Source organism: Mucilaginibacter sp. PAMB04274, from assembly GCF_039634385.2.
Taxonomy (GTDB): domain Bacteria; phylum Bacteroidota; class Bacteroidia; order Sphingobacteriales; family Sphingobacteriaceae; genus Mucilaginibacter.
The window spans coordinates 3,422,461-3,446,021 of the sequence record NZ_CP155081.2; the positions used below are offsets into that span (position 1 = coordinate 3,422,461).

19 protein-coding genes are annotated in these 23,561 nt (G+C 42.9%); 13 read left to right on the top strand and 6 right to left on the bottom strand.

Annotated features, from left to right (window positions below; genetic code table 11):
• The first annotated feature begins 77 nt into the window (after positions 1-77).
• A complete protein-coding gene (locus ABDD95_RS14325; RefSeq protein ID WP_345948022.1) occupies positions 78-449 on the top strand; it encodes a hypothetical protein in 372 nt (123 codons plus the stop codon).
• 8 nt (positions 450-457) lie between these two features.
• Here the strand turns inward: ABDD95_RS14325 and ABDD95_RS14330 are convergent, their stop codons facing one another.
• Both ABDD95_RS14330 and ABDD95_RS14335 read right to left on the bottom strand, forming a co-directional pair.
• Positions 458-679, bottom strand: coding sequence for a PspC family transcriptional regulator (locus tag ABDD95_RS14330; protein WP_345948023.1), 222 nt, complete (start codon positions 677-679; stop codon positions 458-460).
• Between the two features lie 2 nt (positions 680-681).
• Entirely contained in the window at positions 682-1,968 is a 1,287-nt protein-coding gene (locus ABDD95_RS14335; RefSeq protein ID WP_345948024.1) for a DUF2851 family protein, read from the bottom strand.
• A gap of 146 nt (positions 1,969-2,114) precedes the next feature.
• Here ABDD95_RS14335 and ABDD95_RS14340 point away from each other — a divergent pair, with 146 nt between their 5' ends.
• From ABDD95_RS14340 to ABDD95_RS14365, 6 genes are all read left to right on the top strand, one after another.
• The gene (locus ABDD95_RS14340) at positions 2,115-4,676 is read left to right on the top strand and encodes a zinc-dependent metalloprotease (RefSeq protein ID WP_345948025.1); all 2,562 of its coding nucleotides are present in this window, start codon (positions 2,115-2,117) and stop codon (positions 4,674-4,676) included.
• A 328-nt stretch (positions 4,677-5,004) separates the two neighbouring features.
• On the top strand, positions 5,005-6,072 hold the full coding sequence (locus tag ABDD95_RS14345; protein ID WP_345948026.1) for a M20 family metallo-hydrolase: 1,068 nt from the start codon (positions 5,005-5,007) through the stop codon (positions 6,070-6,072).
• Between the two features lie 60 nt (positions 6,073-6,132).
• Entirely contained in the window at positions 6,133-7,047 is a 915-nt protein-coding gene (locus ABDD95_RS14350; RefSeq protein WP_345948027.1) for a DUF72 domain-containing protein, read from the top strand.
• A gap of 41 nt (positions 7,048-7,088) precedes the next feature.
• Positions 7,089-7,745 (top strand): response regulator transcription factor, encoded by a 657-nt coding sequence (locus tag ABDD95_RS14355; RefSeq protein ID WP_345948028.1) that lies wholly within the window; start codon positions 7,089-7,091, stop codon positions 7,743-7,745.
• A gap of 231 nt (positions 7,746-7,976) precedes the next feature.
• Positions 7,977-8,354: a response regulator gene (locus ABDD95_RS14360; RefSeq protein WP_345948029.1), complete on the top strand. Its 378-nt coding sequence runs from the start codon at positions 7,977-7,979 to the stop codon at positions 8,352-8,354.
• A gap of 139 nt (positions 8,355-8,493) precedes the next feature.
• Positions 8,494-8,871, top strand: a complete 378-nt coding sequence (locus ABDD95_RS14365) for a single-stranded DNA-binding protein (RefSeq protein WP_345948030.1) — start codon at positions 8,494-8,496, stop codon at positions 8,869-8,871.
• Here ABDD95_RS14365 and ABDD95_RS14370 read toward each other — a convergent pair.
• On the bottom strand, positions 8,863-9,729 hold the full coding sequence (locus ABDD95_RS14370; protein WP_345948031.1) for a YitT family protein: 867 nt from the start codon (positions 9,727-9,729) through the stop codon (positions 8,863-8,865). The two genes, ABDD95_RS14365 and ABDD95_RS14370, sit on opposite strands and share 9 nt — an antisense overlap.
• A gap of 95 nt (positions 9,730-9,824) precedes the next feature.
• Between ABDD95_RS14370 and ABDD95_RS14375 the strand changes: the two genes are divergently transcribed.
• Together ABDD95_RS14375 and ABDD95_RS14380 are read left to right on the top strand one after the other, a co-directional pair.
• Positions 9,825-10,199: a response regulator transcription factor gene (locus ABDD95_RS14375; RefSeq protein ID WP_345948032.1), complete on the top strand. Its 375-nt coding sequence runs from the start codon at positions 9,825-9,827 to the stop codon at positions 10,197-10,199.
• A gap of 209 nt (positions 10,200-10,408) precedes the next feature.
• A complete protein-coding gene (locus tag ABDD95_RS14380; protein WP_345948033.1) occupies positions 10,409-11,659 on the top strand; it encodes a DEAD/DEAH box helicase in 1,251 nt (416 codons plus the stop codon).
• Position 11,660: 1 nt separating this feature from the next.
• Here the strand turns inward: ABDD95_RS14380 and pelA are convergent, their stop codons facing one another.
• Positions 11,661-12,818: a pectate lyase gene (pelA, locus tag ABDD95_RS14385; protein ID WP_345948034.1), complete on the bottom strand. Its 1,158-nt coding sequence runs from the start codon at positions 12,816-12,818 to the stop codon at positions 11,661-11,663.
• Between the two features lie 122 nt (positions 12,819-12,940).
• Here pelA and ABDD95_RS14390 point away from each other — a divergent pair, with 122 nt between their 5' ends.
• Together ABDD95_RS14390 and ABDD95_RS14395 are read left to right on the top strand one after the other, a co-directional pair.
• On the top strand, positions 12,941-14,503 hold the full coding sequence (locus ABDD95_RS14390; protein WP_345948035.1) for a M20/M25/M40 family metallo-hydrolase: 1,563 nt from the start codon (positions 12,941-12,943) through the stop codon (positions 14,501-14,503).
• A 249-nt stretch (positions 14,504-14,752) separates the two neighbouring features.
• Positions 14,753-16,402 carry a polysaccharide lyase gene (locus ABDD95_RS14395; RefSeq protein ID WP_345948036.1) on the top strand — a complete coding sequence of 550 codons (1,650 nt, stop codon included), beginning with the start codon at positions 14,753-14,755 and terminating at the stop codon, positions 16,400-16,402.
• Positions 16,403-16,928: 526 nt separating this feature from the next.
• Here the strand turns inward: ABDD95_RS14395 and ABDD95_RS14400 are convergent.
• Entirely contained in the window at positions 16,929-18,707 is a 1,779-nt protein-coding gene (locus ABDD95_RS14400) for a RagB/SusD family nutrient uptake outer membrane protein (protein ID WP_345948037.1), read from the bottom strand.
• A 13-nt stretch (positions 18,708-18,720) separates the two neighbouring features.
• Complete coding sequence (locus ABDD95_RS14405) at positions 18,721-21,753, bottom strand: TonB-dependent receptor (RefSeq protein WP_345948038.1); 3,033 nt, start codon at positions 21,751-21,753, stop codon at positions 18,721-18,723.
• A gap of 647 nt (positions 21,754-22,400) precedes the next feature.
• Here ABDD95_RS14405 and ABDD95_RS14410 point away from each other — a divergent pair.
• Together ABDD95_RS14410 and ABDD95_RS14415 are read left to right on the top strand one after the other, a co-directional pair.
• Positions 22,401-23,198: a HipA family kinase gene (locus tag ABDD95_RS14410; RefSeq protein ID WP_345948039.1), complete on the top strand. Its 798-nt coding sequence runs from the start codon at positions 22,401-22,403 to the stop codon at positions 23,196-23,198.
• A complete protein-coding gene (locus ABDD95_RS14415; protein WP_345948040.1) occupies positions 23,176-23,559 on the top strand; it encodes a DUF3037 domain-containing protein in 384 nt (127 codons plus the stop codon). Before ABDD95_RS14410 ends, ABDD95_RS14415 begins: the two co-directional genes overlap by 23 nt.
• Positions 23,560-23,561: the final 2 nt, after the last annotated feature.

Here is a 23,561-nt window from a genome sequence, read left to right on the forward strand (position 1 = left end):
CTGTAGGGCACTGATGATAACGACAATATGCTATGATGTGGCATCAAAATTGACTAATAAGGATACAATAACCAAATATGAGTAAGCGGATTTTAATTGTGGATGAGGACTTGATAGAGCTCAATCAGTTGTCTCTTATGCTGGATTCAAGGGGATATGAGGTTTGCCCCTTACATCAGTCATATAAAATATTAAACGAGATATCGCGCTGTAAGCCTGACTTTATACTTATGGATACCATGTTTAGCGAAATGGACAGCATGGTAGTAAGCAGAGCTTTAGGAGTAATCGAAACGGTAAAAGATATTCCGTTGATGCTTATTTTAGGAAAGGACTACAATCACTACACTTATTCGTTAAAGCCATATGGCAATGCAAACGGAAACAGTGTAAAGACCACAGATCTTGATACGTTGATAGAAAATATTAACTTACGGTTGGCCAGTTAAAGACTAGTTTACCAATCCATTACCCGGGCACGCATACGTTTAACGTAGTGGCGAATATCTAGCACAATACCCGCGCAGAAATAAAATATAAGGGGAAATCCTACTGCCAGAAACGAAGAGTAAATAAAAAACAACCGGATTTTGGCAATAGAGATATTGAAACGTTCGCCCAGATAAGTACATACTCCAAATGAGTAGCGCTCAAAAAAGGTTAAAAATCTTTGCATCATAATCAGCCCAAATTTAATATTTGATTACCTACCCCGCACTGTAAGCACTTTTTATGATTACAGTAGTTATTTTTTAATTCAAGCAAAGCCTGCGATTCAAAAGCGCTTTTGGCAATAACGCCAAGGTTTGTAAAATCGTTTACTATATGGTTTTGCTCAACAGGCACACTTTCCAACAATTCAAGGCTTCGGTCAATGTACTGCTGCAGTTTGTGATGATGTCCGTAGCTATATAAAAACACAGCAATGGTATTCATTAACAACAAATCGACCGAGGATTTGCCCAGTGATTTTGATGCCGGTTTTGATTCTACACCAAATCTATAATGAGTCTCCCAATAGTCGTTAACATCAACCCGGTTAAAAAGTTTTCTAAAATCGGCCAAATGTTCGATTTCTAAAATCTTCGAAAACAAGTGATTAGATTTAAATATCAGATTAGCAAATTGTGCAAGACGAATGGTTGGAAAGTTTTGCGGCCTTAAACGCATAAACTTCCATAGGTGCTTTTCCACAGGCTTAAGGTTGTACTTCTTTTGCAAAAAACCATATTCTGCCTGCAGCTTAAGGGGGTAACTATCTGTAAGCTCAACTTCCAAAAGTCCTGCTTGCCCCATAATAAGTGCTTCAATCTGCAATGCACTGTTTTTATGCTTTGCCAGAATTTGCTGCGGTAGCGATTTTGCCAGTAATTCAAAAGGCAAAGCATTCACCTTAAAACCAAAATTTGCAGCCAGGTGCTGATAAAAGGTCTCTTCCCAATCGCCGCGGTTATGCTGTAGTGTATCTATAACGGCAACAGATTTTTTCTGTAGCCTTTCAACCAGTACACGGGTAAGCCAGTTATGCAGCTTAATGCCGCTCACGGTTTTAATGGTAGCCTCGCAAGGTATGATTTGCTGGTTGCCATAAGCCAGTTGGTGGTACCGGGTGTAAAGTTCGGCAGGAATACGGTTGGCAAGTTCTAATGTAGGGACCTGCCTGCCGTTAGGTAATATAACGGGTTTATCGTTACGGTAAACAATGTGTAAAACAACGTTACCGTAGGCTTCGTCGTGTGTATGATTGTGCTTGTACCAATCACCGGCAGCAATATGTATTTCGGCGTTACCTGCCCATAAGGTATCGCCTATTCTTATCCGCACGTTATGAAAATCGGGCCCTGCATCAAAGTTATGCACACCTACCGACAATATCTCCAATGATACGCCATCTGTAGTTTGCAAATCACGAAAATTAAACAGCTTAAACTTCCAGATGTAATGCAAAAAGTCTTCGGTGAATAGCATGATGTAATATAAGCAGAAATTATAATACCGGCAATGAAACGTGCCCACAAAGGCCTACTATTAAAACCTTTGTAACAAATAAGCTATAGCAGTGCAAATATATTTCTTTGCTGTACATTTAGTTGATAATTAATTAACCCTTACTAATGAATAAAATTTTACTCACTATGGCTTTAGCCGCAGTTGCCTCGGGCACTTTTGCGCAAGGCCGGCCAGACAGTGCAGGTACAGCCCGCCGAACTGCCCTTCCGGGCGGTTTCACAGGCGTAGCAGCAACGCAACGTGCGCAACCCAAGCCTTACAAATCTGTAATTACAGATAAAGCCGTTAGCCGTAAAGGCTTATTTAAGACCCACAAGGTTGATGATAAGTATTACTTTGAAATTGGAGATAGCGTACTTAACCGCGACATTTTGGTAGTAAGCCGCATATCGCGCGCAGGTGCAGAGGTACGTGCCGCCGATGGTTATGCAGGCGACCAAATTGGCAATACAGTTATCCGCTTTGAAAAAGGACCCAACAACCGCATTTTTATGCGTAAGGTTTCTTACCGTGTTTATAGCCCCGACAGCACCAAATCAATGTACCAGTCTGTACAGCGTTCAAATATACAAGCTATTGCTGCAGCATTCAACATTGCTGCATTTTCGCCCGATTCAAAAGGTAGCGTTATTGATATGACCGACTACATCAACGGCGATAATGAAATATTTTTCTTCAGTTCACCGCAAGGTAAACAACGTATCCGCCTGGGCAACCTGGTACCTGATCGCAGCTACATCGAAAACGTACGCAGTTTCTCTAACAATGTAGAAATCAGCACCGTTAAAACATATGGTTTATTAGCAGCAGCTTCACCATTTGGTCGAGGCGGTGCTCCGGCTCCTGCCCTTGGCGGCGGCGCGCCAAATGGTTCGGTAACTGTTGAGCTGAATACATCATTGGTAATATTACCAAAAGTGCCGATGAAAGGCCGCTACTTTGACCCGCGCGTAGGTTACTTTACCAGTAATTACACAGACTTTGACCTTAACCCACAAGGCGTAAAAGATGTGCAGCTTATTGCGCGCTGGAGACTGGAGCCCAAAGCTGCCGACATGGCTAGATACAAGCGCGGCGAGTTGGTTGAGCCTAAAAAACAAATTGTTTATTACATTGACCCTACCACGCCTAAGAAATGGGTACCATACCTTATTGCTGGTGTTAATGATTGGCAAAAAGCATTTGAAAAAGCTGGCTTCAAGAATGCTATTGTAGCCAAAATGGCTCCTACTGCCAAGCAGGACTCTACCTGGAGCCTGGAAGATGCCAGCCACTCGGTAATTGTTTACAAACCATCCGAAACCGAGAATGCAAGCGGTCCGCACGTTTCTGATCCACGCAGCGGTGAAATTCTGGAAACACACATCAACTGGTACCACAACGTAATGAAACTGGTACACGACTGGTATTTTATTCAAACTGCAGCAGTTGACGCACGCGCCCGTAAAATGACATTTGACGATAAACTAATGGGCGACCTGATCCGCTTTGTATCATCGCACGAGGTTGGCCATACCTTAGGATTACGTCACAACTACGGTTCAAGCTCGAGCGTGCCGGTTGAAAAATTACGCGATAAAGCATTTGTTGAAGCAAACGGCCATACGCCATCAATTATGGATTACGCCCGCTTTAACTATGTAGCACAACCTGAGGATAACATCACGTCTAAAGGTTTATACCCCCGCATTGGCGATTATGACAAATGGGCTATTGAGTGGGGTTACAGATACCTAGGTGATAAAGGTGCAGATGCCGAGAAAGAGCAACTGAACAAAATGACCATTGAAAGCGCTAAAAACCGCCGCTTATGGTTCGGTACTGAAACCAATCCGGATGATCCGCACTCGCAAAACGAGGATTTAAGCGATAATGCTATGGTGGCCAGTACTTATGGCATTAAAAACCTGCAACGCATTGTAGTTAAATTACCTGAGTGGACTAAAGAGCAAGGTGAAGGTTATGATGACCTGGACAACATGTACGGACAGTTAACCACACAGTTTGGCCGCTATATGGGCCATGTAGCTAAAAACATTGGCGGTATTTACGAAAACCCCAAAACGACTGAACAAGCCGGTGCGGTATACGAATATACTCCTGCTGCTACACAGCGTGAGGCTATGACTTTCCTGGACAAACAACTGTTCACTACACCTACCTGGTTATTAAACCAGCAGATATTGAGCGATATTGGCACAAACCCGCTACAGGTTATTTACACCCGTCAGGATGCTGTGTTAAACCGATTGGTTACCCCACGCGTGTTTAATAAACTAATTGCGTTTGAAGCTGCAGAAGGTAGCAAAGCCTACAAGGTAACCGACTTTATGGGCGATATGCAGAACATCATCTTTCGCGAGATAAAAAACAATCAGGCTATTGACGTTTACCGCCGCAACCTGCAAAAATTGTATGTAGATAAACTGATTGAAATGGTTAAGCCACAAGCACCAAATGCAGCTGCGCAACTGGTTGTATTTGCCGGCCGTGGCGGTGCAGTACAACGCGAACTGGAGCAAACTGATGCAATTTCTGTTGCTAAAGCTCAATTGCGTGCCATAAACAGCATGATCAAATCAGCAAACATCAGCGACTCAATGAGCACTTACCATCTGTTGGATTTATCTGATCGTATTACAGAAGCTCTTAATCCAAAAAGTTAATTGACTGGCAAATAGTTTTCAACTAAAAGCCGCCCTGCTTAAGCAGGGCGGCTTTCTTTTTTGATACGGCTGACTTAATAACTATTGCAGCCAAAGCTCATTAAGATTTTGGCAGTTTGCTTTTCTATATATCAGCAGTATAGGTGTGCAGGCGTAATTGTTTGTCATCTGAAGAGATAAGATGATGTGATTTTAATGTATGCGAATTGCCATTATAGAAACGATTGCCGCTTATTGGTTTTTAATTTAAAAGGCATAATAACCGTATGCCATTAAGTAAAATCGTATACATTTGCAATATACCAAAGGGCATTTAATGCCTAACCCTATGACTAATACCGAAACGCTATATCATAACGCCCTGCAGCTTTTAAAAGAATTGATAGCAACGCAGTCCTTTAGCAAAGAAGAAGACCGTACCGCCAGTATTATCGAAGAATTTTTTAAACAGCGGAACATCAGCACACATCGCAAACTTAATAATGTATGGGCTTATAATAAGTACTTTGATGCTGCAAAGCCTACTATATTGCTTAACTCCCATCATGATACGGTAAGACCAAGTTCGGCTTATACCCGCAATCCGTTAGAACCAACTATTGAGGACGGAAAGCTGTACGGCTTGGGCAGTAATGATGCGGGCGGATGCCTGGTATCGCTGATTGCCACGTTTCTGCATTTTTATGACAAAACGGATTTGAAATATAATTTTTGTTTAGCCGCCACTGCCGAAGAAGAAATATCAGGTGTAAACGGATTAGAACTGGTGATACCCGATCTGGGGCAACTTGAGTTTGCCATAGTTGGCGAACCAACCCTAATGCAGCTGGCCATTGCCGAACGGGGGCTAATGGTATTAGACTGTACCGCCCACGGCAAATCAGGTCATGCCGCACGCGAAGAAGGGGAAAACGCTATTTACAAAGCAATGGCAGACATTGAATGGTTTCGCAATTACCGATTTGCAGAAGAATCTGAAATGTTCGGACCAATAAAAATGTCGGTTACGGTAATTAATGCCGGGTCACAACATAACGTAGTACCGGCAACCTGTACTTTTACCGTTGATGTGAGGGTAACCGATGCCTACCGTAATGAGGAGGTGCTTAATATTATTCAACAACAGGTTAGTTGCGATGTGGTGCCTAGGTCGGTCAGGCTAAAGCCATCATCTATAGATAAAAACCACCCTATTGTACAGGCGGGTATAGCACTGGGCCGAACCACTTATGGCTCCCCCACCACCTCAGACCAGGCACTGCTTGATATTCCTTCGGTTAAAGTAGGTCCGGGTGATTCTGCAAGATCACATACGGCCGATGAATTCATCTATACCAATGAAATTGAAGAAGGCATTAAACTTTATATACAAATGCTGGAAAAGGTTACCACTTAATTTGTACATTTACTTCATTACCAATACAGTAACAACAACTTAAGCTTAAGCACAAATGAAATGGAATTTGGCAAAGTAATACTGCCAGAACTCGACCTTATTGATTTTACTTTGCCGCCTGATGCAGCGTTAACTACCGCAACTTTGCGCGAAGCCAAAGGTAAACAGCCGCTGCAAGTTTATGTAGGCTGCTCCAGCTGGGGGCAAAAGGACTGGAAAGGCATGATGTTTCCGGCCAAAACAAAAAGCGCCGACTTTTTACAGGAGTACGTAAAGCATTTCAACATGATTGAGTTAAATGCGACGCACTACCGCATGCATGATGCTGTTACTATTGCCAAATGGAAAGAAAAAGCTGCCAGTAATCCCGACTTTAAGTTTTGCCCCAAGTTTAACCAGCTTATTACGCATATAAAGCGCTTAAAGCAGGCCGATGAGATTACAACATCTTTTTATGAAAGCATGCTGGCTTTTGAAGACAAACTGGGGCCTATGTTTTTACAGATGAGCGACGGCTATTTACCGCAGCACTTTGCCGAATTTAAAAGTTACATCGAAAGGTTGCCCCGCGACCTGCCCGTATTTGCAGAGTTACGCCATAAAGACTGGTTTGCCAATACCATACACTACAACGCCGCCTTTGAGTTAATGAATAAACTTAACATCGGCTCCATCATTACCGATACTGCCGGCAGGCGCGATGTGGTGCACATGACACTTACTACACCTGTAGCTTTTATTCGTTTTGTGGGGAATGCCCTGCACCCTACCGATTACCTGCGCATTGATGCCTGGGTAAACCGGTTTGCACAATGGAGCAAACAGGGGCTGCAGGCTATTTACTTTGGGATGCACCAAGCCGACGAAAAAACAACGCCTTTGCTATGTGATTATTTGATTATGCAATTAAATAAAGCATTACACATGAACATTGCAAGACCGGGATTGTTACCAACTAACAACACGCTATTTTAACCTTTAGTTGAACAGGTTATGACTAAATTTTAAGCACGCACATGATAAAAATATTATTAGCCGACGATCATAATATAGTAAGGAACGGAATAAAATCTTTGTTAGACAAAGAGGCTGATATGAAAATATTGGCTGAAGCTATTGACGGTCAGCAGGCACTTGATTTATTGCAAAATAGCAAAGAGCTGCCCGATGTTATTTTAACTGACGTTAACATGCCGGTAATGAACGGTATGGAGTTAGCTGCAAAGATTAAAGAACAATTCCCGACTGTTAAAATAATTGTATTGTCGATGCTTGATCATGAGCGTTATATAAGCCAGGCTTTCAAAGCTGGAGCTTCGGGATACATCTTAAAAAACGTAAGCGCTGATGAATTAACCTTTTCTATAAGGCACATTTGCAATTACAATGAGCGATACCTATGCTCTGAACTGGCGTTGCGCATGCTCGATAAAATGATCGTTTCGCCTGAAGTAAACGTGCCTGAAAATTCTGAAAACCTGGACCTGTCCAAACGCGAGATAGAAGTTTTATCTTTAATTGCCCAAGGACTTACTAATCAAGAAATTGCCGACAAACTATTCACCAGCAAACGTACCGTGGAAGGTCATCGTCAAAACCTTATCGAAAAAACCGGCACACGAAATACCGCTTCATTAATACGCTTTGCCATTGTTAATAATATAATAAGGTAATTTCAACTTTAATATTCCTTCCCTGCCAATAAATACGTATTCCAAAAACGCGTATTTACCACCTCTTTAAACCCGAGTTTATACCTATTAAATGGTTAAAATGGTGCTTTATATTTGCTTTATAATTAATTAGCGTCATTTATATGATAATGTGCGGTAAGCGCTTCGCCCCGGCACGTCTTATCATTTAGAAGCTTCGTTATTGAATTAGTTAAAATAATATAATAACATATGAAGCGCATTCTGGTGTTAGACAATGATCCGGCTATTCTTGACGTAATGCAGGAAATTTTAAGCTATGAGGGCTTCGATGTGAAGACCTTGGAGGATACTGATAACATCTTTACCTGTATAGACAATTATCAACCCGACCTGGTACTTATCGATTACATTTTAAATGGTATCAATGGAGGAGAATTGTGTGCGCAGATTAAAAAAAATCCTTTAACGAGTGGCTTGCCGGTAATTATCATGTCGGCCTACTCCAAAGTATTACTCTCATTAGGCAATTATGGCTGTGATGAGTTTATAGCCAAGCCTTTTGATTTGGCACATTTTGTAAACAGAATATGCTTGTATACAAGTACAAACAACGCTTTAACAGCCTAATAAAAAACACGTATTTAACGCTTTCCGAATAAGTATTTGTTCGGGTTTTACCACTTAATTTTTAACGGTAACTTGCTTTACAACCAAACGCTCTTTTTTATTATTATAACAGGTACAATCTTTAAAATTACGACTATCTATGTTTAACAATGCCGGTATTAACAAAGTGTTTTTAGTTGGACATGTGGGTAAAACACCCCGGCTTCACACACAAGCGGACGGCCTGAACTTTTTCAGTTTCCCTTTAGCCACCAACGAGTTTATTAAGAAAAACAATCAATCGGTTGAGCATGTAGAATGGCATCAGGTTAAAATACCCGTGCCTATGCTGAGCGAAACAGCTCCCGATTTGAACAAAGGCCATTTAATTTACCTGGAAGGTAAAATTAAAACCAAGTGTTATACAGACGAATTAGGAATTAAGCGCTACAAGTCTGAAGTGCTATGTGTTAACTTCAGGGTGCTTAGCAGCATTCCTGTCGAAGTACAGGTAGCTTCAGAAAGTGAATTAATGTAACCCTTTACGTTTTAGGAAGCCTCCGGTGGTGTCGTCTATACTTTGCTGTATAATAAATGCCGCCGGATCAATCTTCAGTATCTTCTCCTTAAGAGACGGCACCTCCAGGCGGGTAACTACGGTAAAGATTATATCGCGCGGGTCATTAACGTAACCATCTTTTCCATAACCGCTTTTCCCCTGGTAAACCGTAACGCCACGCCCCAGCTGCATAGTAATCACTTTGCGTATCACTTCGCTCTTCATCGATACAACGGTTATTCCTGTATATTGCTCAATACCGTTCAAGATCAGATCAATCATCTTGGATGCAGAAACGTACGTAAGTACCGAATACATAGCCGACTCGATACCCAGCAAAAATGCCGCAGCTCCAAATATGATAATATTAAGGATGAGCACAATATCACTTATCTTGAGTAATTGCGCTTTCTTGCTCAGTAACAGCGCAGCTATCTCGGTACCGTCAAGCACGGCCCCACCGCGCATGGCAAAACCAATGCCAACACCTATAAAAAAACCACCAAAAATTGCGGTCAGTAGTTTGTCGGGCGTTACGTCTGGAAAGTGAATGAACGCTATACACAAAGACAGACCTGCAATTCCTATGGCACTTTTAATAGCAAACACCCACCCCAGGCGTTTGAGACCTAAAATTAAGAATGGTATATTAATAACAAAGATAAGTACGGCAATTGGCAAATTGGTTATATCGGCAAGTAGCATTGATATGCCGGTAACACCGCCGTCGATGAAATGGCTAGATAGCAAAAACCCCTTTAAACCCAAACTTGCTGACAATATGCCCAATATTATTAAAACGCCGTCTGTAAGTATCTTTTTTCTTCTTAACTTCATAAATAATTCTCAAATGACCGATCTTTTTAACTAATGGTTTAAAAAGATTGGTCGTAAGATACAAAATCAGGCTTAATTTTTGATACTATTTGCACATGGATACCAGGCAAAAGACGATATTGATTGCAGATGATGATAAATCGATTGTAGATTCTATCTCAGCCATATTAGATCATTCAGGCTACGAAGTGTTAAAAGTTAATGACGGTACGTCTGTAATGCAGGCTGTAAAAGCACAGCCCGATTTGATTTTACTTGACATTCAGATGCCCGGTCATGATGGCCAAAGAGTTTGCCAGCAGTTAAAGCGGCAACCGTCTACCAAAGATATTCCTGTGATAATTGTTTCGGCCAGCATGGATGTGCGACATAAAGCTACTGCAGCCGGAGCCGACGACTACTTAGAGAAACCTTTTGATATGGAGGTTTTACAACAAAAAGTGTTTAATTTATTAAACAGGCAAGCATAATTCTATCCAGCTAAACTCACAAGCGTAAAATAATAAGTCATTAAACTAACAGTTTAGAATTTTATGTGGACCGCTAATCCAAATTTTTAAGGGGTAGCTTCTGCACAACTAAAACACCTTAAAGCATATTTACGTTATTGGCATATTTTAAGTAGCTTTGAAAAGGGAGTTACATTAACTCCTGATTGATTTTAAGCGCGTTACTGATTTTGACATTTAAAGACTTTAATTTTAATGAACAGCTTGCCGAAGGCTTGCTGAGCATGGGTTATAAAACGCCAACTGCTATACAGCAAATGGCTATTCCGGTGGTAATGAAAGGCAAGGACGTTATTGCCTGTGCACAAACAGGAACAGGTAAAACCGCCTCTTATTTATTACCAGTATTAAACCTGATAGGCACTAACCCCAAACACCGTATTAGTGCCCTTATACTGGCTCCTACCCGCGAGTTGGCTCAGCAAATAGATCAACAGGTAGAAGGCCTGGCCTACTTTACGGAGGTTAGTTCGCTTGCGGTTTTTGGCGGCGGCGACGGCAGCGCCTACGAGCAGCAAAAACGAGGTATTCAAAATAAGGTAGATATATTAATAGCCACTCCAGGCCGCCTGATTTCGTTTTTGGCTTCTGGATCACTAAAGCTCGATCAGTTACAGTACCTAATACTTGATGAAGCCGACCGCATGCTGGATATGGGTTTTCAGGATGATATTATGCGTATTATCAGTTACCTGCCGACAAACCGGCAAACGCTGCTTTTTTCGGCTACTATGCCGGGCCGTATACGTACACTTGCCCGCAGCATCTTAAAAGATCCGGAGCAAATCAATATTGCTATATCGCAACCCGCTGCTGGTATTAACCAACAGATATATAAGGTTAAGGATGAGCAAAAAACCAAATTACTGGTTGGTATTTTAAAGAGCGGAACTTACAGCAGCATTATTATCTTTTCATCAACCAAAGACCGCGTTAAATCTTTATACAAAGAATTGAAAGGTGCCGGCTTAAACGTGAACGCTTTTCACTCCGATATTAAGCAAAGCGAGCGCGAAGAGATTTTGTTGGAATTTAAGAACAAGCAGCTGCCTATTATCATTGGCACTGACGCTCTTTCACGTGGTATTGATGTTGAAGGTATTGACCTTGTTGTTAACTTTGATGTACCACCCGACCCTGAAGATTATATACACCGCATAGGCCGTACAGCCCGGGCAGCAACTACAGGCACTGCTATTACCTTTGTAAACGAGCGCGATTTCCGCCGCTTTAAAAACATACAACAGCTTATTGACCGCGAGATAGACGAAATTGCGCTACCCGCCGAACTAGGCGAAGGCCCAAAGTTTAAACCGGAAGCAAATAATCGCCCGGGGCGTGACAGAGGCCGTGGTAACAACAAAGGTAACGGCAGGCGGCAAGGTGGCGGCGGACCAAAACAGCAGGCTAAAAACGGCTGATTTAATTAGCTACGCCCCATTTTTTAGACCACTCGGGGTACCGATCCAGCACCTTTTGCGGGTTATAGGTATACCAGCCATAGCCTGACCGGCGTTCACGTGCAACCTCTTTTAAGGAATATACAACCTTGCGGTCGCGGTTACAAAATAGCGGCCGGTGTGTTTGCAGTTCATAATAACGTGTCCATATCGGTGGTGCGGTAGCATCCTGCACCACTACCCTGTCAATTCTGGATATGGTAAACTGGCTGGTATCTGCCGGGGCAGCAATAACCTCGACTCTTATCCCATCAATAGCCGATTCTTTAAACCAGCGCACTGCTTGTTGAACAGCGTTTTTCACGCGCTCAGACGGATTGTCGATACCCATGAGCAGCAATACAATGCCCGAGCTTTCTGCATTACAAATAGAAGGTGGCTCAAATGCCCTGGCCCAAACCGGCTTTAATGTAACTTCATCATGCTGCTGACACCAGGCTGTAACTTCACCAAAATCATTGATCTGGGTATTCAAAATACACTCAATGCCCCTATTAAATGCAGTTTCCACCTCTTTGCGTTTTTCAGCATCTAAAAATGAGTAAACGTCGTTATTTTTTTTAATCTCGTTTAATAATTCCATAATCCCCACATACACATCATCATTAAAGGTAATGTGGCGGCTATAATCTTTTTGTAACGGATAGTATTGTGGCCAGCCGCCATTGGCGTATTGCGCTTTTAAGATAAAGTTTATACCAGCCAATGCTGCATCGCTGTACTTCTGCAATTTAGTTGCCTGATAAATCCTAGCCAACGAGGCCACATGTGTGTAACTGGTACCATTATCAAAAGTGGTGTTCAGGTTATCTTTGTCTTTTAGCAGGCTATCTTTCTGACCGGCCGTTAAAATGGCCATTATATCGTAGTTCTTAGGCCAGCCGCCGTTGCTTTTTTGATACAACAAAATATTGTCGCCTACCGCTCTTAAATCATCGGCTTTGTACCTGGGCTGGTTTTTTTTAGGATTAATAATATTATGCTTGTCCTTTATATCATACCAGTGGTGCGCATTACTGGCAAACATCGTGGTATCTATAGGGTAACTGCGTAACTTTTTCTGACCAAATGCACTTAAGCCCACACACGCTAAAAGTGTTCCTATAACAAATTTCCTCATATCTAATATGTTAAAGTTACCAATTTTGTCCATAAAAAATAACACGTTATTAAGCTTGGCGCTACATTGTCTGTAACAACAGCGTGACTTATCTCAACTGCAATAATGATTATATTGCCCATATGAAATGCAATACCAACTTCCTATCGCTGCTCACAGGTTTAGCCTTGCTCGTTTCGTACGACTTTGCACAAGCCCAAAACAGCGTTGTTGACCAGATTGTAAAAGAAGGCAACGATAACTCACAGCTCGAAAAACTAGCGCATGAACTAATTGACGGCATTGGCCCAAGGCTCGTGGGTACACCGCAAATGCAAAAAGCCAATGACTGGGCCGTAGCCAAATATAAAAGTTGGGGTGTTGCAGCCCGCAACGAAAAATGGGGCGAGTGGCGTGGCTGGGAAAGGGGTGTATCTCACATTGACATGGTTTATCCGCGCGTGAAATCGTTAGAGGGTACACAGCTGGCCTGGAGCCCAAGCATGGGTACCAAAACCGTAACAGCCGAACTGGTGATTGTGCCAGACCTGGCCGATTCTGTAGCATTTAAAAACTGGTTGCCAACCGTTAAAGGCAAATTTGTAATGATGTCGATGCCGCAACCAACCGGTCGGCCCGATTATAACTGGCAAGAGTTTGCCACTAAAGAATCATTCGATAAAATGAAAGCAGCCCGCACCGCCCAAACCGAGGCATGGGCCAAACGCATAGCTAAAACAGGCTATACCGCACGAACATTGCCTGTGGCTCTTGAAAATGCGGGCGCCGCAGGTGTTATCACCTCCAATTGGTCGGCCGGTTTTGGGGTTGATAAAATATTCAGTGCTTACACCAAAAAGGTTCCAACAGTTGATATAGCGCTGGAAGATTACGGTTTGCTATATCGATTAACCGAGTCAGGCGATAAGCCACGCATCAGCATGCATACCGAATCGAAAGAACTGGGTGTAGTACCTACTTATAACACCATTGCCGAAATTAAGGGTAGCGAAAAGCCCAATGAATATGTAATGCTATCGGCCCACTTTGACTCTTGGGATGGCGGCACCGGCGCTACTGATAATGGCACTGGTACCCTAACCATGATGGAGGCCATGCGTATCTTGAAGAAAGTATATCCTAAACCCAAACGTACCATACTGGTAGGCCACTGGGGCAGTGAAGAACAGGGCCTGAACGGCTCGCGTGCGTTTGTTGAAGATCATCCCGAGATTGTAAAAAACCTGCAGGCGCTGTTTAATCAGGATAATGGTACAGGCCGCGTTGTAAACATATCAGGCCAGGGTTATGCCCGCGCAGGCGAGTCTATTACCCGCTGGCTGGCTGCAGCACCGGCCAGCATTCGCGATCAGGTTAAAACCAATTTTCCGGGCACACCGGGTGGCGGTGGATCTGACTTTGCTTCGTTTGTGGCTATGGGAGCGCCTGGTTTTTCATTAAGCTCGTTAAACTGGTCGTACTTTAACTACACCTGGCATACCAACCGCGATACTTATGATAAGATCATTTTTGATGATGTGCGTAGTAACGCTATACTTACAGCCATTTTAATTTACATGGCCAGCGAAGATCCACAAAGAACATCAACCGAAAAAGCCGTTTTAGGAAACAACCCACGTACAGGCCAGCCTATGCAATGGCCGTTGCCGGTTAAAGCCATCCGCCGCGGTGGTTTAGATAAATAAGTATCTTTTGTTACCGATTAAAGCGGATGGCAGGGCCATCCGCTTTTTTGTTTAAACTGCATTTGCAATTTGCTTTTTAAACGCACAAACATGTTACATGATTTTAAGCCCCTAAGCTAATATTGTATAATACTTTGTAAAAATTATACAGTTATGAATGGCAAACAGATAGGATATTTGATAAGTACAACCAGTTATTATCATTAACCTAAAAACCGCCATACAAGCGGTAATGATGAACCCAAGCATATGAATAAAACGATACTAAGCACAATGGCCTTTATGGCTGCTATTGGTGCTGTTAAAACCGCAAAAGCCCAATACCCGGAAATTCCGCCGGCTGTACAAGCCGTTGCCGATTCAGCACTGGCCAAAGAGCAACGCCTGTCTGACCTGGCCTGGCAAAAAGCATTGCCTATCATTCAGCGCGATGAAAAGAACGGCAAACCATTTGTGCCATGGGCAGATAAACCATCTGATCTGCCTCAAGCAAAAATCCCCGCGTTCCCGGGCGCTGAAGGCGGCGGTGCCTTTACACCAGGTGGCCGCGGCGGCAGGGTATTTGTAGTGACCAGCCTGGCCGATCGTGGCCCAGGTACCTTCCGTGAGGCTTGTGAGCAAGGTGGTGCACGTGTTATTGTGTTTAACGTGGCTGGTATTATCAAGCTGCAAAGTCCGGTAATTATTAGAGCGCCCTACATCACCATAGCAGGGCAAACTGCACCTGGCGACGGTATTTGTATCGCTAATGAATCGGTATGGATTAACACGCATGATGTTGTGATCCGCTACCTGCGTTTCCGCCGTGGTGCTACCGATGTGGCACGCCGTGATGATGCCCTGGGCGGCAATCCGGTTGGCAATATCATTATTGATCACGTATCGGCAAGCTGGGGATTGGACGAGAATATGTCTATTTACCGCCACGTATATGACCGCAACGGTGCCAAGCAGGAAAAGATGCCAACAGTTAATGTTACCATACAGAATTCTATCTTCTCGGAAGCATTAGACACTTATAACCATGCTTTTGGTAGCACCATTGGCGGTTTAAACAGTACGTTTATGCGTAACCTTTGGGCCAACAACATTGCCCGCAACCCATCTATAGGTATGTACGGCGACTTTGGCTTTGTAAACAACGTAGTATTTAACTGGTGGAACCGTAGTGCCGACGGTGGCGATAACAACTCGTTTTTCAATTTTATCAACAACTATTACAAACCAGGTCCTATAACGCCGTTAGACAAGCCAATCGGTCACCGGATCCTAAAACCGGAATCGGGTCGTGCAAAAGATAAGTCGACCTTGTTTGGCCGGGTGTACGCCAATGGCAACATTATGGAAGGCAACGAGCGCGTAACCAAGAACAACTGGGATGGTGGTATACAAATTGGCGAGATGGCTGATGCCGGCCGCTATACCGATAGTATCCGGTCAAACAAGCCTTTCCCGATAGCTAAAATCAAAACCCTTGCGGCTGCGGATGCTTACACTTACGTGTTGGCAAATGTGGGTTGCAGCCTGCCTAAACGTGATGCTGTAGACAGCCGCATTGTACAAGACGTGAAGACGGGGAAGATCAGCTACGTGGAAAATACCACCAACAGCAAAGGCAAAGAATTTATTAAACACCGCCTGCCCGATGACTCTTACAAGCAAGGCATCATCACCGACCCTAACCAGGTTGGTGGCTACCCTAGCTACGCTGGTACTCCTTACAAAGACAGCGATAACGATGGCATGCCCGACACTTATGAAACTAAAGCAGGCCTTAACCCACGCAGCGCAGCTGATGCCGTATTACCGGCTAAAAACGGTAATGGTTACACCAATATTGAGGTTTATTTGAACAGTGTGGTTCCGCTAAGCAAGGTGGTACCGCCAAACGGCAAGTAAGCGATTATCTTTAAGTACAAACGGCGTTCATGCAACCATGAACGCCGTTTGTTTTACAGGCAGATTTAAAGCTAAGTTACAATGCTACCGCAAAACACAGTTGCAACAGGGTGCTCAATTTGGCACGGGCCACTTGCAAAACAGCGCTAATTATGAGCATTATAGAAGCTGAGTAACAAGAGCCAAATAACTTTTAATGATTTACCTCCCAATACCTTGGGCATTCTTAAAGGTATTCCATAAAAATATTCTATTAAAAACTTGTTCTGCTGAGTGGACAAAATATCGATTAAATGAGTTATTGTCTTGTATGGTATTCGCACTTTTACCGCAAGCTCGGCCGAAACGAATAACGGTTATTCTTTCCATTGTTTTACAAGTTGGCATTGTTACCATACAACCGCACCTTAATGGCGCCCCATGATTCAGAACAAATTTCTGAAACAGCTAACCGGTTCCTATAAACAAAAAAACAGGCGGGATTGACACCTCGCCTGCTTTCTTTCTTACTTTTACTGAAGGATTGTTAATAACCAGGGTTGTTACCAAACTCAGCTGCGTTACTTAATGCATTTAACTCTGCCAACGGAACAGGTCTTAATCTGTGAAAGTCCTGCACATCGGTTATATCTTTGTTCTTACTTTTGATGTAGGACGCAAAGTTGTTGCTATAAACACGCTTTAAATCATACCAGCGTAAATGCTCACCGCAAAGCTCTCTTGCACGTTCTTCCATAATAAACTGTAAACCTGCTGCGTTACCAGCTGATAATGCAGGTAGTGTAACGGCTTGCATTGCTGCAGTTTGATCTTGAGGAGTTTTAACCGCCGCACGTGCCCTCAAAACGTTTATTTGAGTCGCCGCCGCAGCAATATTGCCTAATTGAAATTCAGCCTCGGCCGAAATAAGATACATTTCGGCTAAACGCATTACAATGATGTCGTTATACCCTGGCTGTGATGCCGGTAAGGTACGTGTATAATCTAAAAACTTCTTAAGAGGCACAAAGTCTGTAGTTGATTTGATTCTGCCATCGGCCTCATACATATCATTAATATCAACGGTTACCCAAGGCTTGGTCGCTTTATCGGCAATCACACCTTTGGTTATTTCCATTGCTAGGCTGGTTCCTGGTACTAATTGTGTACCTACAACTGAAGATGCCTTACCGTAGGTGGCTGCAGTGGCCGCATTCCATGTAAAAGGTGTATTTGCGATCCATCGTTCCTGAAAACTGGCTGCATACCGTGCATCCATCTGTTCGTTAAACAATTCGAGCAGATACCGGGTAGGCTGTAATCGGCGCTGGTTATCAAACCCATATTGTATGCTGGTTACTAAGCCCGGGCGGCCGTTATACTGGGTCAAAAACCATGCGTGTAAACGGTTAGCATTTAAGTCGTAATCAATAGCGGTATTGGTCGAATTACTTATAATGTATAAACCTTCTTTATTGCCCGGAGTAGACGCATTGACACCTACACGGTTATTGGCCGGGTTCCATAAGTCTGCAGGCGAAGCCCATAAATCTACACCAAATTCAGCTTTGCGGGTTATTACTTCGTTAGCAGTGTTCCGGGCCAATGTGAAATAATTATTACGATCAGCACTGCCTGCAGGGGCATAATAAGCTCTTGATAGATAGGCCCTGGCAAGCATGCCTAATGCAGACTTCTTAGTGGCCCTGCTATATTCCTGCCCCCATCCGTTTGGCAGATTGTCTGCTGCAAACCGCAAATCACTAACAATCAAATCATAAAAGGCACTAACTGGACTGCGTTGTGCGGTTAACTCCGCAGTGGTTGTTTCGGTGGTTCGTAAACTCACACCGCCAAATTGCTCTACAATGTGCCAATAGTAAAATGCTCTTAAAAAGCGTAACTCGGCTAAACGGCGGTTTTTCTCGGCAACATCTGTAAATCCAGCATCATCAATACGACTGATACCAGCATTACAAATATTGATGGATCTATAGAAAAGCGTAAAAAAGTTAATTACAGCGCCGCTTGGACTAGCTGCTGATATGTTTGCATACCGGGTTAGCTGGTTAGCATAGTTGGCTTTGTTGGCATTGAACCACAAATCTGTTCCGCCTTCTGAAACTAACAAGCCGTCTTCTTTACCATAGTATGCCCGTTGTTCGCGGTATGCACCATTTACGTTAGTTACAAATCCTTGCGGAGTAGACCAGGTCGCGTCTGATGTAGCACCACCAGGGTTAACTTCATCTAAACGTTTATTGCATGATAACAAGGCTACTGTAAGTAATGAAAGGCCTGTTATTTTATATATGTTTCTTCTCATGACTATAGCTTAATTAAAAATCAAGGTTTACACCAAAAACTAATTGACGGTTAAGTGGCGACGATTCAGCACCTCCCCTTTCCGGGTCGTAATTTTTCAACAACGGACTTTTTGTAAAGGTGAATAAGTTAGATGCCGTAGCATAAAAACGTAGTGACCCTACTTTAATTTTATCGGTTACACTTTTTGGAAAGGTATAGCCCAATGACAGATTTTTAACCTTTAAAAATGATCCGTCCAGATATAAAAGTGAGGTATATGTACCTGGATATAAATTGGATATATTGCCCCGACCTGGTTTAGGGAAATTATTTGTTGGGTTATTAATTGTCCAGTAATCAAAGTTGCCTGGTCCATTGGTAAGGCCGGACGGATCGAAGCGACCAATAAACTCTGCTCTGATGGTTTGTCCGTAACGGGCAACTAAAAACACATTCAAATCAAAGTTCTTATAAGTAAAGGTATTTTGTAAGCCACCATACCAGGTAGGTTGCGCATGGCCAATTACCGTACGATCATTAGTTGCGTCAATGAGGCCATCATTATTTAGATCTTCTACCTTAATATCACCAGGTTTAAAAGCTGTAGTACCGAACTTTGCGCGGCCGTCGGCGTTCTCACCTAACTGCCAGATACCAATTTTCCGGTAGTTGTAAAATGACTGTATCTGCGAACCTATAAACAGAGAGTTATCCTCTGCGTTAATGATGTCACGGCCGTCAATCAAATTAGTAATTTTTTCACTGTTGTGTGAAAAGGTTGCTGTAGTACTCCACTTAAAACTTTTTGACTGGATGTTTACTGTGGTTAAACTGGCATTGATACCCACATTTTGTGTTGCTGCTATATTTTCATAAACAGTTTGTTGCCCGGTAGATAGCGGTAAAGGACGTGGAAACAAGATATCACTCGTCTTGGTATAGTACCAGTCTATAGTAGCGCTAATGCGGTTTTTCAGTAAACTAATATCAGTACCAATGTCAAACGTTCTTGATTTTTCCCAACGTAAGTCGGTTGTTAGTATTTGACCGTTGAAAATATATGCCGGTGCAGAAACTTCACCGAATCCCATTGGCACTGATGTTAATAAGCTTTGTGTACCATACACAGGAATAGTTGAGTTACCGGTAACACCGTAGCTTGCCCTTAATTTCAGATTATCAATTTGACTAACATCAGACAGGAAAGATTCGCGGTTAACAACCCATCCGGCAGATACAGACGGGAATGTATCCCACCTGTAATCGGGGCTCAACCTTGATGCGCCTTCATGACGAACCGAAGCCTGTAAAAGATATTTACCGTCAAAACTGTAATTGATACGGCCGGCGAAAGCAAGCAAATCATATCGTTGGTAAGAAGAGCTAAGTATTCTACCAGCTTGATCGGTACCCGCTAAGTTGTAAAACAGTTGCGACGATAAAACCTGCCTTAAACCTGTAGCACCAAAAGTTTCATTTTCACTATGAATATAGCTGGTTAACGCAGTAGCCGTAAAATTATGTTTGTTAATAGTTTTGTTGTAACTTAAGATGTTATCCCAGTTATAATACCGGCTGCCAGAGTTTGTGGCTGAGGCAGAAGAATACCTAAAGTTATTTTGTGTTAATGAAAACGGGTCGTAAAATTCGCCCCTACGGCTATTGTTCAATACCACACCTAAGTTGCTACGAAAATTAAGGCCCTTAATAGGCGTTAATTCTATGTAACCTGTTGCGTTTATTTCATTACCTACGGTTTCATCTACCGAAGCGCCTGGACGCTCGTCGGTTATAGGACTTACTGTGTTTGTATTGGCAGCAATTGGAAATGTATTTATGCTACCATCAGCATTAAAAGGCACACCTATAGGGTTTGCAGTTAATGCAGTTGAAAGCGGATCACGACGTCCGTTGGTTTTGTTAAATGCTAGCTGACCTACTATGCCGGCCTTGAACCAGTTATTTACTTTATGATCAATGTTATAACGGAAGTTGTAGCGAGTATAGTCGTTATTGGCGTACTGACTTTCTTCTTTAAAGTAACCTAAAGAAAAAAGCGCTTTAGTATTTTCAGATCCGCCTCTTATACTTACGGTATGACTTTGCTGCGTGCCATTTTGTGTAGCTAAATCAACCCAATTAACAAACTGACCTGCCTGAACAGCGGCCAATTCACCTGCGTTGTTGAAAACAACGTTATCTGCCGGGATAACACCTGTTACCGGATCACGGAACGATTCCCGCCTTAAGTTAAGGTAATCTTCGCCTTGACGGGGTTCCGGAAACTTGGTCCAGCCGTTAATACCATAGTAACCATTGTAAGATATTTTGGCTTTACCAGCAATACCCTTTTTGGTTGTAATAACGATAACGCCATTGGCTCCCTGTGAACCATAAATGGCTGTTGAAGATGCATCCTGCAAGATATCGATGCTTTCGATATCATTCGGGTTTATGTTATTGATACTACCGCCATTTTGCACACCATCAACTACCAAAAGGGGGCCGTTTGCGTTAATTCCTGCTGCGTTAGTTAAAGCGGTAGGAATAGACCGCGTACCACGAATTTGAATGTTTACGCCTGCGCCAGCATTACCTGAACTGCGTGAAATATCTACACCGGCTGCACGGCCTTGTATAGCCTCAAGTGGGTTGTGTGTAGGGGCACGTACAATGTCGGCTGCTTTTACTGACGGTACGGAACCTGTAAGGTCTCTCCGTTTAACGGTTTGATAACCAATGTACACAACCTCATCTAAAGAGTTTTGTTGTGCGGCCAGTTTAATGGTAACATCCTGATCATTGGCAGTGAATGTTACAGTTTGTGCAGCGTAACCAACATAATTCACTGTTAAGGTTACATTCTGTCCGTTTGGAACGTTGACTGTAAATTTTCCGTTTACATCGGTAATTGTTCCGGTAGTGCCTCCCTGTACACGTACCGCGGCCCCAATGAGCGTTTCGCTGTTACTGGCATCCACCACCCGGCCGCTGAGTGCGCGGGTTTGCGCCTGTACCGTTACTACTGCGCATAGCAGCACACATAAGAGATAGAGTTTTCTCATAATTAAATTATTTTTTTCAATAAAGCTTTTAAAACACAAGTCATCACCTGCTAAAATTTAACAAACAATCAGCTGGCAACCAGCTCATTAAATATTAATTGATAGTATAACAGGGGGGAATTGGTTTAACCGCAACTGGGTGAGCAATTGCACTTCAAAACTAAGTTTTGGGATAATTACTTATTATGAAATTTTTCCCAATAAGTATACTATATTATCATACTAAAAGTTGATTGAAAAATGCCATTAATTATGCTTTAAGCAGTAGAGCTGCCTTTTTAAGTGACTTTCGAATAAAGTAAATGAGCAAGATAGTACAATAAATTATTCGCAGCAAAACATCAATTTTTATACGAATTTCCTAACAAAACCACTACTCGATTAAGACCATTACAAAACCGCATCGAAGATTAACCTTTAATTGACATCTGAATCTGAGTAACGACGGGGCTTTTGTTAAGGTTATCATAATTACAGCTATTTTAGATTTTAAGCTTCAGGTAAGGGAATGCAAGGCCAATAATATATATATACATCCGCCACAGCATATCATAAAATTTAGCTTCAAATACGAAGATGATGTATATTTGACCTATCCTATCTTAACTATCTGGTTGACACCTGATGTAAGGATAAGAATGTTACTTATGGTTATAGATCCACTTCAGTTACGAACGGTTGATGTAATACGGTATGTTACCCCCTTACGCGAAGGGGGTTCGTTGCCTGCCATTGCCGAGGCCGATGACGAATTTTTATATGTACTTAAATTCAGGGGGGCAGGGCAAGGCGTTAAAGCGCTTATTGCCGAGTTGATTGGCTGCGAGATTGCCCGTGCGCTGGGGCTCAGAGTTCCTGAATTGGTATTTGCCAGACTCGATACCGCTTTTGGTCGCACCGAGCCCGACGAAGAAATACAAGATTTGCTAAAAGCAAGCACCGGCTTAAATCTGGCCTTGCATTATCTATCGGGCGCTATCACTTTTGATGCCGTAGTTACAAAGTTGAATAGCCGGCTTTCCTCACAAATTGTTTGGTTAGATTGCTTATTGACTAACGTTGACAGAACCCCGCGCAACACGAACATGCTGATGTGGCACAAGGAGCTCTGGCTTATTGACCATGGTGCCGCTTTATACTTTCATCATAGCTGGTATAACTGGCGCGAGCAGGCTGTAAAGCCTTTTGTACAGGTAAAAGACCATGTACTGCTGCCCTGGGCTAGCGAGCTGGATGAGGTTAATGCCGAGTTTAAAACTTTGCTTACCAACGAGCAAATTCGCCATATAGTAAACTTAATACCCGATGATTGGCTGATTGATGCATCAACAACCGACACTGCCAATGAACGCCGCGAAGTGTATTACCAGTTTTTAACCACACGTTTAGCTGCGTCAGAAATATTTATAACCGAAGCCAAAAATGCCAGAGCAACACTTATTTGAGTACGCCGTAATACGCGTTGTGCCCAGGGTTGAGCGCGAGGAATTTTTGAACGTTGGCGTGATTCTATATTGTGCCAAACTTAAGTTTTTAAGATGTATCATCACTGTGGATTGTGAGCGCCTGCAGGCTTTTTGCAAGCAGTTAGATGTTGATGATTTACAGCAAAATTTACATGCCTTTGAGCAAATTTGCCTGGGCAGCCCGCAAAGCGGCGCCATTGGCAAGCTGGATGCGGCATCCAGGTTCAGGTGGCTTACGGCTACACGGAGCACGGTAGTGCAGGCCTCAAAAGTGCACCCTGGTTTTTGTGCAGATGCATTGGTAACGCTGCAAAAATTACACGCACAACTGGTATTGTAACT

Bases quoted from the DNA above. Each gene is read 5' to 3' on its own strand.
- ABDD95_RS14325 (WP_345948022.1), top strand. From the start codon at position 78: ATGAGTAAGCGGATTTTAATTGTGGATGAGGACTTGATAGAGCTCAAT.
- ABDD95_RS14330 (WP_345948023.1), bottom strand. From the start codon at position 679: ATGATGCAAAGATTTTTAACCTTTTTTGAGCGCTACTCATTTGGAGTA.
- ABDD95_RS14335 (WP_345948024.1), bottom strand. From the start codon at position 1,968: ATGCTATTCACCGAAGACTTTTTGCATTACATCTGGAAGTTTAAGCTG.
- ABDD95_RS14340 (WP_345948025.1), top strand. From the start codon at position 2,115: ATGAATAAAATTTTACTCACTATGGCTTTAGCCGCAGTTGCCTCGGGC.
- ABDD95_RS14345 (WP_345948026.1), top strand. From the start codon at position 5,005: ATGACTAATACCGAAACGCTATATCATAACGCCCTGCAGCTTTTAAAA.
- ABDD95_RS14350 (WP_345948027.1), top strand. From the start codon at position 6,133: ATGGAATTTGGCAAAGTAATACTGCCAGAACTCGACCTTATTGATTTT.
- ABDD95_RS14355 (WP_345948028.1), top strand. From the start codon at position 7,089: ATGATAAAAATATTATTAGCCGACGATCATAATATAGTAAGGAACGGA.
- ABDD95_RS14360 (WP_345948029.1), top strand. From the start codon at position 7,977: ATGAAGCGCATTCTGGTGTTAGACAATGATCCGGCTATTCTTGACGTA.
- ABDD95_RS14365 (WP_345948030.1), top strand. From the start codon at position 8,494: ATGTTTAACAATGCCGGTATTAACAAAGTGTTTTTAGTTGGACATGTG.
- ABDD95_RS14370 (WP_345948031.1), bottom strand. From the start codon at position 9,729: ATGAAGTTAAGAAGAAAAAAGATACTTACAGACGGCGTTTTAATAATA.
- ABDD95_RS14375 (WP_345948032.1), top strand. From the start codon at position 9,825: ATGGATACCAGGCAAAAGACGATATTGATTGCAGATGATGATAAATCG.
- pelA (WP_345948034.1), bottom strand. From the start codon at position 12,818: ATGAGGAAATTTGTTATAGGAACACTTTTAGCGTGTGTGGGCTTAAGT.
- ABDD95_RS14390 (WP_345948035.1), top strand. From the start codon at position 12,941: ATGAAATGCAATACCAACTTCCTATCGCTGCTCACAGGTTTAGCCTTG.
- ABDD95_RS14395 (WP_345948036.1), top strand. From the start codon at position 14,753: ATGAATAAAACGATACTAAGCACAATGGCCTTTATGGCTGCTATTGGT.
- ABDD95_RS14400 (WP_345948037.1), bottom strand. From the start codon at position 18,707: ATGAGAAGAAACATATATAAAATAACAGGCCTTTCATTACTTACAGTA.
- ABDD95_RS14405 (WP_345948038.1), bottom strand. From the start codon at position 21,753: ATGAGAAAACTCTATCTCTTATGTGTGCTGCTATGCGCAGTAGTAACG.
- ABDD95_RS14410 (WP_345948039.1), top strand. From the start codon at position 22,401: ATGGTTATAGATCCACTTCAGTTACGAACGGTTGATGTAATACGGTAT.
- ABDD95_RS14415 (WP_345948040.1), top strand. From the start codon at position 23,176: ATGCCAGAGCAACACTTATTTGAGTACGCCGTAATACGCGTTGTGCCC.